Origin of the sequence: Legionella micdadei (genome assembly GCF_000953635.1) — a bacterium.
Taxonomy (GTDB): domain Bacteria; phylum Pseudomonadota; class Gammaproteobacteria; order Legionellales; family Legionellaceae; genus Tatlockia; species Tatlockia micdadei.
In genome coordinates this window covers 2,504,422-2,516,865 of sequence record NZ_LN614830.1, presented here as the reverse complement: position 1 = coordinate 2,516,865, position 12,444 = coordinate 2,504,422, and the positions used below count along the sequence as shown (strand labels likewise).

Here is a 12,444-nt window from a genome sequence, read left to right as displayed (position 1 = left end):
CTCCTGGATAGAAGTCTATTTTATGGATTCAGCATTGCATGAGCTTCAAAAGCCTCGCCAGGATACTGAGTGTGCAATTGCTTTATCTCATCCTTTAGTTTATTAACATAAATGTGTTTTAAGAAAAACATAGTTTGATTTTCTTTTGAGCAACCAGCCTCTAAAGCAAAACGCCTCAGATTTGTTAAGTTTTTTGCATGCCGAGCTATCAAAGCATTATTCTGGAGCCATGAAAAAGGGTCATCCCTTAATGCTTCCAACCGTTTTCCTGAATACTGCGGATGACTGGCTGTATTAGCTAAAATTATTTTTAACGGATTTTCTGTTAAGACGCGGTTGATATAATTTTTAATCGATTCCTCTTCATAAAGCATTTCCCCTGCAACGATCAGGCAATGTTCCTCCAAATAGGAATTACAGCTTACCAGGTCATAATCTGTTGATTCTTCTTTACCAAGAAGTAAGAAATAAATAACGTCTGGTGTGGTTGCTGAGGATTGGTTTAAGCGCTTCACAATTAATAAAACCGGTATTTTTTGTTGGATACTGTGGTAAAAAATGATTTCACTCACAGTGTAGCAAGGTAAAACCATTCTGTCTTCGTCTGCTATTTGACAAAGTTTAGGTAAAATGTCTGGATAACCGAATTGGGCAGGTAACTCTTGCGCGATTTCTTGGATAAAATCACACCCTAATTCGCAAATAAGTTGTTGATATCGGTGGCTAAGGCGCTTGGCTCGGTATTTAGAAATATGAAATTCTCGCGCAATATGTTCTAAGTTTACCGCAATCGGAATGTGGTCTTTACGAATACTAAAATGGGTTAGAAAGCAACAGGCAATGATAAAAGCGTATTCTCTTTGCAGGGGAAACAAGAGTTGGTGTCGACTGAGAAATTCACTCGTTTTTTCAACAGCATCAAGATTACAGTTATAAGTAGCTGCATGTTTAAGGGTATTCTCCCAGTCATTGATCACATTTTCAATTTGATGTTTATAAGATTTAATATGCTCAATTTCTTGCATAAATTCAGCAGTTGTTGCCGCTGAGCAGAGCCATTTCTTGCTAAGATGAATAATTTTGTAGGCCCTGATTTGGCAAAGATTTTCACCTACTTGCGGATCAAATGCAGGTAAATTTCCAGCGACAAAAAGTTCTAGGGCTTTTACCGCAAAATCAACTACTGCTCGAATTAAATAGAGGTCATTTATTTTTTGATGTTTGTTAGCCAGTGCTGCGTTGTCGGAATAAGGAAGGAGGAATAGGATATTGCAGGGTATATCAAACAGTGAGGGTTTGTTGTGCATGTTTATTTATTCCCTAAAATTCCTTTTCATATACCGATAATAAATAATCAATAGTGAAACTGTGCCACAGGTGATAATACTTAAAAGATATCCACCCGCGAGTAAATAATCTTCGGTGAGTAACCCATGCAGCATCGTGAAAAGCTGGATAACATTAAAGCCTGCAAAAGTGATGAGCGATACGCCTTTCGCTGTTTTAGTTTTTAATAAAGTTATAATTTGCGGAATAAAAAGAGCGGCATTAGCTAACAGGCTAATTGAAAAGCCAAATTGAACTAGTTGCTCAGTTAATGACATATCCTAAATTCCAGCACAAGCATAGGAAGGCGATTATATACCTAAGAAACGCTAAAATGCTATTCTTAGTCTTGTGTTTAAAAAGCCTACGTATTGGGGTTGTTCGCAGCAACTAGTTGATTGAGAATAAACTTGATAACTGGACTAACCGTTGCTGGCTTGTAGGCTTATTCTTATAATACTAGATCCCTTTCTAAAGCATCTTCGATATCATCAGCCATGGCTTTAGTTGATGAGGTTGACACAAATAGTTTTCCCAAGAAGCTTTGGGCCCTTAATTGGCAAATCACATCATGATTAGTGCTCTTCCATATTCTGATGCTTTTAAGTGCTTGTTCAATATCATTATCGGGAATACCTGCTTGTTCGTTATAAAGATTTTTTAATGCCTCAAATTTTTGAATGGTATTCTCACTGTAGGGATCTTTTTTGAGAAGGTTCTCCATGCGTCGAAATATTTTAGTCAATATGGCCTTTTTGGTTTCGTCTGCTGGATAGCCATCTGGCGGAAGGGGGAAAACATAAAAATATCTATCAGGTACTCCCCATGAAAAATTCGCTGATACTGGAAGGTTAACAAAGAACTGTCTGGAGATATTGTCAGTTAAATGAGGAATCCCCAACGTATATTCAATGAGGTCGATGCCTGTATGCCGACAAGTATTGTTAGGATGAAGATAACAGGCTCTTGCTACAATATCTCGTTCCTGGGTATTTGCATCATTGAGGTTTTCTGCATACGGGAATCCTTTTTTTTCCAGGATGATTTTGTCATCTTGTGTGTCAACAGGTTGAAAACAACTAATTTCTTGGGATTTTTGCACGAAAGGGATAATTCGCAAAAATTGTTTGTATTGTTCAAATGTAATGGCATAAGCGGCGTAACTGATAGAGCCATAAAGACGGAGGGATTCCTCTTCAAGCTCTGATTCAGTGCCAAAAAAACAATTTTTAAAACATGTTTTAATCTCTGTTTTAAGGATTTTTCCTTTTAGTTGAATGCGCCGTGTGAGATTGGTTTTACCGAGTGTTTCCACTTCTTGCCCAAGCCTTATGAGAGTCTGAATATCTGGGTCAACCCGGTTTGTTTTACCTAACCTTCCTAATAAAATGGGTTTACCTTCTTTCATTACCCCTACCATGATAAAAGCATGATTTCGTTCGTTGATATTCCCTGAAGTCTTTTTTCCCAGAGCAATGAAAAATTCGTCTTGTTGATTAACGACGATTCGCCCTAATTGTGGAAGTGATTCAGTTTCCGTAGTGGAGGTGATCTCCTCTTGATCATCTTCTTGATTAGAAGATTCCTGAAGAGCTATTCCAATTGGTGCAGAGGGCTGGTTTGGTATTCTTTCTGTTTTCGCATGTTTTGTTTTTTCTGTCATTGTATTCTGGTTCATATTGCATAAATTTTAGTTGGACGGATTATATCCTATTCGGGATTAATAAAAACAGACAGAATTTTTGAATCTGCATTTGGGGGCTTATTAGGAAAAAGAGGGCAGGCAAGTAACTTGGGGGTAACTATCATCGGTTTCGCTGGCAACAGCATAGTCCAATTTCATGATGTATTCATAAAAGTCGGATGTCTCTTTTTGTCGCCTATTAAAAAAAGAGTGTCCTTTAAATTGATTTGAGGCGTTTGCTTGAAGAATAACTGAATTCAATGTCTCTTGAATACAGGGGGTTTCTCCTTGTTTATACTTCATTACTTGATCGAAAATAGCTGCTGCACCATTGGCAATCTTAATAATCCTACCATCCTGTAAACGACGTTTTTGCCCACCTAAAAGTCCAAGTTTCCCATCGAGATTAATTAGCTTATTTAGAATATTATCCAAAGTCTCGTTGATTGTGGTCTCTTGCGCCAGTGCCCAAGAATTATCTGGGTTCTTAAGCCATCGCATACGTGCCTGATTAAAAAGTCTTTCCGCAGTAAGTCGGTTAACCCTTAGTTGGGTGCTTAGTCTTGCCACTGTTTTGAATTTTCTTTCTTCGGAATTGAAAAGATAGGGAGATTTATAGTCATTTTCTGGCCGATAATGTTTGTAGAATATTTCGGAAATATCCTTATCAAATTTAGCAAAAAAAAATGACTCACTGGCCTGTATAACTTCGTCAAATTTGTTCGAAATTTCCTCGGTATCAATGCGCAATGGACTCGATAGTTTGTAATCTTGATTATATTCATTAATCTCAGCCAATATTTGCCATTTTAGTTGAGGATTACCTATGATAAAGCGTGAAAATTTTTCGTTTTTAATTAGTTCGGCTTTAAGCAAATTCGTGCGTGCAGCTTTATGGGCGACTAACTCATGACGTAATTTTTCGCTACCGATGGTTGCTTCAGCAATATGGCGATAAATTTGGGCATTAAAAAGGGTTCGTTTAAGAAAAATTGTAAATGTATCGCGAATAAAATCTTCATTTTCGTCTATGCCTGCCAAATCTAAGCGTCCTGAATCAGTTTTATCCGGAAAGTTTCTTGGTTTCGCGTCAGTTAAATAAGGAAAATTGGTAATATCCCTTTGAGTAATCGGAAAAGCATCGATGGGTTTTATGCCATAAGCCCTTCTACCTTCCTTAAAATCAGATAAATGGGGGTTAAGATTTCGGTATTTGGAGGTGAAAGGCCAAGTTGCTTCATCATGATCGATTTTGTAGGACCGAAGAAGGGTTGGATCAAAGCCGATATTCCCGCCGTGCAAATCATTCTCTTCTTCACAATAGGCTGCTGCTAATATCCTGCCAATGCCAGATTGAATAAGTTCATCCTGAGAGGGGGAGCAGCCGTATTCCCGATAATAATCATGGAGCGATTTGAAGTTTTTGATGACCCGGGAAAAAACACCAATCCTCTTTCCTTTTTCATCGTGTACACTTCTCACTTTCGGCGTTTGACTATTTAATAATAAGCGATAACACAATCCATTAAATGCTTCAATTTCTGTAATTCTTCGGCCAGAAGGAATTTCTTTGAAAATTTCTTCTTTACCGCTTTCTTGTTTTTTGACTTTTTGCGCTTTATGAATTGCTCGTGATAATGCAATTTGTCTTAAATTTTCATCAACTGTTGATTCATAGTTCGCAATATTTTTGCTCTTAGGGGGTAGTGATTTTTTTATCACTGATTCCAAGGTTTGCTGTAATTCGCTAAAGTGAGCAATTTGCTTTCTGTTTTCCTCGCCCCTATAGCTTCGTTGCAGACGAATTTTTTCGATCGCATTAACAATTTTTAGAGAACCAGTGATGCAAATAATTAATTTACCCTCTTTAATTTTGGTATAGCCAAGATCCTCTAAGTTAGAAAAATTATGGGCAAAATAATCGTGAGTGTATAGTTTTGCTGGCAAAGCAATAAGCAGATGAGGCTTTTTACTAGGTATCTCGAGTTGTAAAGAAGAATCAGGTGGTGATTCATCTGTGTAAATTTCAATCCAATTTTTTAATTGTCGATTATAAAGTTTCATACGAAATTAGGAGGGTCTTGCTTCTCTTCGCTCAGCTATCGGGATTAAGGATAGTCGATTTTTTATTAGGCAACATTCTAGAGTTTTTTCACATTACCCAATTTTAGATTACGCGCAGAATTTTTATTTTCCTTTGAATCACCTCTCCTGCGCAAGGGATTTAAATAGTATGATGATGTCCTTCTCGGAAATGGGAGCATTTTACAAGTGAAAATGTCTTAGATATATAGGTACCTGAATTTATAAACAATGTTATTGAGCGATGATGGCTTCACCTTAATTGAAGTAAATATTAACGATCTCACCGAAGATGGCTCCTTTATTATCCCTCCTTGCGTCACTTCAATTGATTAGGATGCATTTTTGCACTGCACGAATTTGGAACAAATCAATATTCCTGAAAATGTCCGCTTGATTGGTAGAGGTGCATTTTGGGGTTGTCAAAATCTGCGGCAGGGCAATATTCCTAAGAGCGTCACTACGATTGGTATTGAAGCCTAAGATAATGGATGTTTGATGGGAAGGGTAAAGCGGTCCGCTTAATATCCATTCAATGTCCACTGGCCTATAATTTTAAAAGTTAGGGTCTATGATTAGGCATAATTATGTTCATTGAACAAGTTACAGACGAAGTTCTTAAAAGGCGATTTAGAAATTGGGATGAGGTATTAAAAAAGCTCGCTTTAATACCGGCTTTTGAAGGTATTAGTGAGGACCAAATTAATAATATACTCATGGTTGGAGATACCATCGTTTTACAAAGCAATGAATATCTTATTAGACAGAACGAACTCGATGATAATCTTTATATTCTTTTACAAGGGTATTTAGTAGTTACAAGGGAACAAGAAAATCAAGAGATATATTTGGCGGAAATTTCTCCGATTGATGTTGTTGGAGAGGCCTCTTTTTTTACTAAAAATCCTCGGAATGCTAATGTAATTTCAATGCGAGATAGCCTCCTGATAAGATTATCGAGAACAAAGGTTTTAACGAACAATCTTTTTTTAAATTTCATTACAAATATAGGAAAAATTAATGCAAAAAGGTTGGCTTGTTATCGCTCAACTTTTACATTGTATAAGCGTAAAATTAAAACAATTACCTTGGTTCCCTCGGGTGATTTTAAAGAAATTAGAAATTTTTCAGAGAAATTATTTTTATCACTTTCTGAACATGGGAAAACTTTAATCGAGCATGTAAATGATAAGCAATCATCTGTTACTAGAGAACAGTTCATGGAAGATTTTTTTGAAAATGAAAGTAAATACGAATACATCATTAATGTGTTGGATAATGAATTAACTGATATATCAATCAGGTTTATTAACCAAACTGATCATCTTATTTTTGTAGCGAATGAAAATAGCAGTTATCACCCAAATTTAATAGAACAGTACATTTTCAAAGAAAAAAAATATATCCATCGCAAAGAGCTCGTTTTAGTGAAGCATCCAAACACGATTATTACCACAGAGGTACAGAATTTTATTTCAAGAAGGGATTTAAATGGTTATTACACATTAATTGATGAAAAAGGTGAATATAGTCGTTTGGCAAGGTGTATTATCGGAAAAAGTACTTGCTTAGTATTAAGCGGTGGTGGAGCCCGTGGTTTGGCTCATATAGGAACAATCAAGGCATTGCAAGAGAAAAAAATATCCATCGACATGATAGGTGGAACAAGCATGGGAAGTGTAATCGCTGCTGCATACGCAAGACACTTAAATTATGAAGATATGCTGCAGGTAATGAAACAGTTTTGTTTAAACTATAAAGTTAATAAATACACTATCCCTTTTATTTCAATTTTTACTGGAAAGAATATTACCGATGGATTCAGGGAGGTATTCGGCGAGAATTCCTATATTGAAAATTTACGTTGCCGCTATTTTTGTGTGGCGTGCAATTTATCCCGCATGAATCTTAAAGTATTCAATACTGGATTAATATGGAGTGCAGTGAGAGCGAGTTTCTCAATACCTGCAATTTTTCCTCCTTTGATCAATGAAGAAGGGGAAATTTTGGTGGATGGTTGTGTGATGAACAACCTTCCTGTAGACCAAATGGAATTAATCAACAATGGTGGAAAAATCATTGCATCACAGATTGTACAAACCAGTAGCATTCATAGGTATGAGTCCTCCGATGGCAGCATTAAAGGGTCACGATTACTTATCAACAAATTGAATCCCTTTGCTAAGAAAATCGATATGCCAAATTTAAATTTCATATTTATGAAGTCTCTTCTAATAAGTAGCCAGTTCCACCAGCAGCAAATGGCAAACAGCGCTGATTATTGTATAGATCACAATATCAAACGAGTAGGGTTATTTGACTTTAAATGCTTAGAGAAAATTGCTGAATTTGGTTATCAGAATACGATGAATCAGTTAGAAAAAGGATTGTTGGATACCCTAAATGAATAAAAAAACTGAATTCAAGCGATAAATCACTTAATGCATCCTCTATTAAAGGGAATTAACCCTTTAATAGATCCCATCGCAAGAAGGCGCTGTAGGAGCAAATTAATCCGCAACTTCTCAAGCACAGAGAATCTTACCTTTAGTATTCATTAATCCACTTCAGGTTCAAACACAAGCCATAGCTTTCTCTTGTTCCCACTGCTTAAGAGGGGACAACTCTGGGTTAGCCATGGCTTCGGTTGGCAAATAAAAGGTTTGTTCTAGCAAAAATTGCCCACCCAACGCCGCGTGGGATACCTGATCAGTGAACACGATCCATGTGCTTTGTGCTGGAAAATCAATTCGTTGCTTTCTCACTGTTTGTTGATATTCATCACAAAGCTTCATGTTGTCATGTAAGTTAAGCTGATAATGATCATAGGCGGAACGCAATGTTTTTGTTGCTTTAATCATATGCAACAATTTTGCTCGGGTACGGCTATAGTTTGGGATATCCGCTGCGAAACGTTTAAGCACCTGGGGAAAAGGTTCGCCTAAATGCCAAATTCTAGGTTCATTAAAAGGGTTGATATTAGAAAAAACACGTAATATTCGTTTTCCATTCACAGGCGTGGCCGGGAAAGAGTCGACATGTAGACGAGTATCATCTTTCCGCTTTGAGCTTGCCCGTCCTTTTATTTCTGCAGGCCGATAACTGGTTCTACCCCAATGTAAACTATCTTGATAATGCGGCAAGACCAAATCTATAAGTTGCTTAGCAAATTCAGCATAACGAGACATGAAAATTGTTAGTAGTTCGGCTAAGTTGCCATTATCATTTTTTAAATGAAAACCACCTAATCGCTTGGTACGGTAATCAAAGCTGACATTTTTATGCTTACCATCAAGAAGTGTATCTGAAAAAATCTTATTCTTTTCACTGGGCAATAAAGGAAAAGAGCAAGAGGGTAGATAAATGACTTTTCCTGATTCTAACGAGGCAAGTGCAAGATTTTTGCAGTCTTTACTCAGCGAATAGAGATCCTCTGCATCAAGGGTAAGTAGCTGTTGGTCCATTAGCGTCTCATCATCGGATAGATAAAAAAATGATTCTAACAAAATTTTGAAAATAGGGGGGAAATTTGTTTCCAGTCTATCTATTATTAAAGGAATGAATCCAAGTTTAGCCCGTTTCAATTTTAAGGTACGATAGGTCAAATCAATTACATCAATTTAAATAATTGATTTTTCAATAAGATTATTTTTGGCTATTGTTAATTATAGAAATAATAAGGAGTTTAATATGAGCGAGGTAGCAAAAAAATTGGCAATCATCATGGCGGATACCTATGCCTTATACTTGAAAACACAAAATTATCATTGGCATGTCAGAGGTCCGCAATTTAAGGGATTGCACCAATTGTTCGATGAACAATATCATCAGTTAGCTGAAGCCGTGGATTTGATCGCTGAGCGTATCCGCACGATTGGGCATAAGGTACCAGCCACTTTTAAGGAATTTGAAAGCTTAAAGCGCATTAAAGATGGTGATTCAAGCCTTAATTCCAACCAAATGGTCACTGAGTTAGCACAAGATCATGATACTTTGGTGAAAGACTTAAATCAGGCGCTTGTTTTTGCGCAAAAAAATAATGATGAGGGTACTGCAAATTTACTTGCCGATAGGCTCGAAGAACATGAAAAATCCCGTTGGATGTTAGAGGCATCCCGCGAAGTGCAATAGCGGTTTGTTATGCCTTAGCGGCATTATATTTGCTTATACTTAGGTCTGCGGGTCCAATGATCGAGAGCGATTTCTGGATCCGGGGACACAACCTGAGTGTTTCTTCTAACCAAACCATTTTTGATAGATTTTATTATACGTCCCGTCGGTTTTCATTGCAGCTTGTGCGGTATTAACCGCAAAGACCAATCCAGTATTCTTTTTATTAATGCCAAAACCCAACGGTTGTGGAGCATTAGGTATTGCAGCCAGAATTTTTAATTCAGGGTGCTGCTGGACATAATAATAAGCGACTGGAAAGACTTTCATGACAGCACCAATTTTTCCGGCGACTAGATCAGAAATTGCTGAATTAAAATCAATAAAAGGGTAAATTTTTATTCCTTGGATAGCCCCTTTTTCCTTCATTTGTTTGGCAATATCAAAATCGGTTGTGGCTGCTTGAACACCGACAATCAGGTTTTTTAAATCATTTAGGGATTTGACCTGAGGTTTTTTTTGGGCATTGATAATAAGACTCAAGGTGGTTGTCATATAGGGGTTGGAGAAGGAAATTAATTTTTCACGTTCGGTGGTGATAGTAATTGCGCCCATGATAAGATCATAGTGGTTTGCTCTTAAATCATTGATGATTATTTCCCACTGTGTATTTTTAAATTCAAGTTGTAAATTTAATCGTTTAGCAATTTCTTTAATCAAATCAACTTCAAAACCCACTTGCTTGTCATGCTTGAGGAATTCAAACGGAGGGTTAGTAAAATAAGTCGCTACGATGAGTTTACCAGGCTGAAGCGTGTTAAAAGAAGCCTCATCAGCCTGAATTGCTTTGCTGAAAATAATTAATAAAAGAATGGCGATAGGTAAAAAAATCTTCATGTAGGAACGCATTAGCAACTCCTTTGCGGTGCGTATTATTCATCATGATAAGGTTACTGATTAACCCAGAGTGATGTCAATCATCGTAATGCAGGACGAAAAACCACTTATCCTTAAGAGCATGTTAGCGTACCCATGCCCGGTTTTAATTCCCATGTCATCCCGAGCATAGCGAGGGATCTCCGGCAATCAGCACCTAATCTAATTAATTAGAAAAACATGTAAAATTATACGGTTATGCAAAGCATAATAGCGGTGCCCAGAAAGGCAGCTGCTCAACAAAACCTGTATCAAACAAAAGTTAGTTCGGCAAGGAAAACACAATGGTTACGTGTAAAGAAGCATTATCTGGTCAAGACGTGATTTATATCTATTTTCAAAGATTGTGCCACTGCAGGGAGATCCCTCGCTATACTCGGGATGACATGGGTAGTGAGCCGAGTCGGCACGCTAAAGGGCTCTTAAGGGGTAGTGGTTTTTCGTCCAGTGCGAAGGTCAACTATTTGATAGGCTAACCAAAAATCGGTACTTCGCGGGATGATTGTCCTGGTCCTGATGTCGTAGAAGAGATTTCTTTCGAGAAGAAAAAAGGAGCTTTACCCGATTGATACTTCGAACCCGCTGAAGTTTGATGGTCCATTGAGTTCCGTTGACGAGCTGCTGCAATAAGTTCAAAAATCCAGGGATTTTTGGATGCATAAAAAGAAGCATCATGGCCAAAATCATCGACAAGATTGATATCGATTCCTTTTTGCTGGAGTAGAAAGTGGACCGTCTCGATATCGTCATTTTTCACTGCTTTGATAAGTAAGGTTTCTCCCTTTGTATTTTGGGCATTGATATTTGCTCCAAGATGGGCAAATCGTCGAAAATAAACCTCTAGGCATTCCCGAGTCTTTTTTGTTAGGTTAGTTTCAAGAAGACAAAATAAAACCGTTTCTCCTCCCGCATCGGGTTGATTCACTGAGGCTCCGTAATTCATCAATAACTCCACGCCAGCAATATTGCCAGCCAACAGCATATGCGATAAAGCTGTTTTCCCTGAAGGGAGAAGGAGATTCGGACTGGCACCTAAATCTAACAGTTCGCGTATTTTTTCGAGGGAATATTTGCAGTCAGGAGTGAGAAAGAGCTGTTCGAGTCTTGCTTGTTGATCCGTGTCATCTTGCTCCGCATGCAATCCATCGGTTTGGCTGTTTGCCCCAGCGGTATGGTCAAGCAATACTCGGCAGATCCCCTTATTTCCTAGAGATAAGGCAATTTGTAATGCATCGTAAGATTGGTCTTCTATTGTTGGGGACAATATATTGTCTTTGGTGGATACGGATGCCCGCGGGTTTGCGCCTAATGATAACAAGCAGCGAACACTATTTATTTTTCCGTGCCGTGCGGCAAAAAGTAAAGGTGTTTCTCCCCAGCCATTTTTTTGTTCAAGTTGACGTTTATCAAAATGAGCACGAATGAGCTCGGGTGAGTCAGCTAAAATCGCCTTGTGAAATTCTGAAAATTCGGTTTGTGAAGAGGTGCTTCGTTGCGGTTTATTTTGCGAATAGAGCCTTGCTGCAATACTAGTAGAGCTGCTGAGCATCTCTTCAGATACCCAGCGCGATAATAAACCGCGGCAAGCCTTCTGCATTTCCGCAATCGTAGCTAATCTGAATTGGCTACTTTCAACAAGCCCCTTGCCATAGTAAGCGTTATGAATAGCGCTTTGCGAGTGGGGTTCCGCTCGCTTTGCCATTTCTAAATAAGTAAAGACACATTTGATGGCTGCCTCAGCACGTACCGCGTCGGATCTTAGATAAGTAGCAAAGTGCAGGTATAAGTTAGCGATGAGTAAATAACCCGGGGTACCATGCCATTTGGCGTTTTCTATCAATAGGGGTAATTTTTCAAATGCGGTGTCAAATTGGTTTTGTTTTATCAATCCGCAAAGCGTGGCTACTGATTTTTTAAGCGCATGAAAAGAACGAAATGACAAAGAAATATTCAAGTAGTTTTCCCTTTTATCTGGATTTTCCATTGCTTGCATAAAATTAAAAAAGCCGAGGGTGACTTCTAGCTCGCTTAAATTTTCTGCTTTTTTAAATCTAAACTCGGGTGAGCTTTTTATCCTGAAAGCGTCTAATTTATTTTGCCAAAAGGGGGCAAAAGCCGGTAAGTCCAAAAGGCTTCTAATGGTTGGATTTAGGCAATATAAGGAAAGTTGTGTAAGAGAATATTCGCCAATGATTGACAATACTCTTGTGAAATTTTCTTGAGTTGGATCGTCACTAAAATTTTTTAAGTGAAGCTCGAGCAGAAGATTGTTCACAATAATTTTCCCTAATGAGATGGTGAAGAGC

10 protein-coding genes are annotated in these 12,444 nt (G+C 37.9%); 3 read left to right on the top strand and 7 right to left on the bottom strand.

Annotated elements, in window-relative coordinates; all coding sequences use genetic code 11:
* Positions 1-20: 20 nt before the first annotated feature.
* The 4 genes from LMI_RS11200 to LMI_RS11185 all read right to left on the bottom strand — a co-directional run bounded on the left by LMI_RS11200 (position 21) and on the right by LMI_RS11185 (position 5,074).
* Positions 21-1,307 (bottom strand): hypothetical protein, encoded by a 1,287-nt coding sequence (locus tag LMI_RS11200; protein ID WP_045099876.1) that lies wholly within the window; start codon positions 1,305-1,307, stop codon positions 21-23.
* A gap of 6 nt (positions 1,308-1,313) precedes the next feature.
* On the bottom strand, positions 1,314-1,604 hold the full coding sequence (locus LMI_RS11195; RefSeq protein ID WP_045099875.1) for a SemiSWEET family sugar transporter: 291 nt from the start codon (positions 1,602-1,604) through the stop codon (positions 1,314-1,316).
* A gap of 173 nt (positions 1,605-1,777) precedes the next feature.
* The gene (locus tag LMI_RS11190; protein ID WP_143000991.1) at positions 1,778-2,989 is read right to left on the bottom strand and encodes a hypothetical protein; all 1,212 of its coding nucleotides are present in this window, start codon (positions 2,987-2,989) and stop codon (positions 1,778-1,780) included.
* Between the two features lie 102 nt (positions 2,990-3,091).
* Positions 3,092-5,074, bottom strand: a complete 1,983-nt coding sequence (locus LMI_RS11185; protein ID WP_045099873.1) for a hypothetical protein — start codon at positions 5,072-5,074, stop codon at positions 3,092-3,094.
* Between the two features lie 363 nt (positions 5,075-5,437).
* Between LMI_RS11185 and LMI_RS15830 the strand changes: the two genes are divergently transcribed.
* Positions 5,438-5,575: a leucine-rich repeat protein gene (locus tag LMI_RS15830; RefSeq protein WP_082050741.1), complete on the top strand. Its 138-nt coding sequence runs from the start codon at positions 5,438-5,440 to the stop codon at positions 5,573-5,575.
* A 104-nt stretch (positions 5,576-5,679) separates the two neighbouring features.
* On the top strand, positions 5,680-7,503 hold the full coding sequence (locus tag LMI_RS11180; protein ID WP_045099872.1) for a cyclic nucleotide-binding and patatin-like phospholipase domain-containing protein: 1,824 nt from the start codon (positions 5,680-5,682) through the stop codon (positions 7,501-7,503).
* Between the two features lie 162 nt (positions 7,504-7,665).
* Here LMI_RS11180 and kdoO read toward each other — a convergent pair whose 3' ends face one another.
* On the bottom strand, positions 7,666-8,556 hold the full coding sequence (gene kdoO, locus LMI_RS11175) for a Kdo hydroxylase KdoO (RefSeq protein ID WP_082050740.1): 891 nt from the start codon (positions 8,554-8,556) through the stop codon (positions 7,666-7,668).
* A 226-nt stretch (positions 8,557-8,782) separates the two neighbouring features.
* Here kdoO and LMI_RS11170 point away from each other — a divergent pair, with 226 nt between their 5' ends.
* Positions 8,783-9,223: a Dps family protein gene (locus LMI_RS11170; RefSeq protein ID WP_045099871.1), complete on the top strand. Its 441-nt coding sequence runs from the start codon at positions 8,783-8,785 to the stop codon at positions 9,221-9,223.
* A 105-nt stretch (positions 9,224-9,328) separates the two neighbouring features.
* Here the strand turns inward: LMI_RS11170 and LMI_RS11165 are convergent, their stop codons facing one another.
* Both LMI_RS11165 and LMI_RS11160 read right to left on the bottom strand, forming a co-directional pair.
* Complete coding sequence (locus tag LMI_RS11165) at positions 9,329-10,111, bottom strand: ABC transporter substrate-binding protein (protein WP_045099870.1); 783 nt, start codon at positions 10,109-10,111, stop codon at positions 9,329-9,331.
* Positions 10,112-10,610: 499 nt separating this feature from the next.
* Entirely contained in the window at positions 10,611-12,413 is a 1,803-nt protein-coding gene (locus tag LMI_RS11160) for a DUF5630 domain-containing protein (RefSeq protein WP_045099869.1), read from the bottom strand.
* Positions 12,414-12,444 lie beyond the last annotated feature (31 nt).

What these genes read in the sequence shown, in the direction of transcription:
- LMI_RS11170 (WP_045099871.1), top strand. Translation starts at nt 8,783, where the DNA reads ATGAGCGAGGTAGCAAAAAAATTGGCAATCATCATGGCGGATACCTAT.
- kdoO (WP_082050740.1), bottom strand. Translation starts at nt 8,556, where the DNA reads ATGGACCAACAGCTACTTACCCTTGATGCAGAGGATCTCTATTCGCTG.
- LMI_RS11200 (WP_045099876.1), bottom strand. Translation starts at nt 1,307, where the DNA reads ATGCACAACAAACCCTCACTGTTTGATATACCCTGCAATATCCTATTC.
- LMI_RS11180 (WP_045099872.1), top strand. Translation starts at nt 5,680, where the DNA reads ATGTTCATTGAACAAGTTACAGACGAAGTTCTTAAAAGGCGATTTAGA.
- LMI_RS11190 (WP_143000991.1), bottom strand. Translation starts at nt 2,989, where the DNA reads ATGACAGAAAAAACAAAACATGCGAAAACAGAAAGAATACCAAACCAG.
- LMI_RS11195 (WP_045099875.1), bottom strand. Translation starts at nt 1,604, where the DNA reads ATGTCATTAACTGAGCAACTAGTTCAATTTGGCTTTTCAATTAGCCTG.
- LMI_RS11185 (WP_045099873.1), bottom strand. Translation starts at nt 5,074, where the DNA reads ATGAAACTTTATAATCGACAATTAAAAAATTGGATTGAAATTTACACA.
- LMI_RS11165 (WP_045099870.1), bottom strand. Translation starts at nt 10,111, where the DNA reads ATGCGTTCCTACATGAAGATTTTTTTACCTATCGCCATTCTTTTATTA.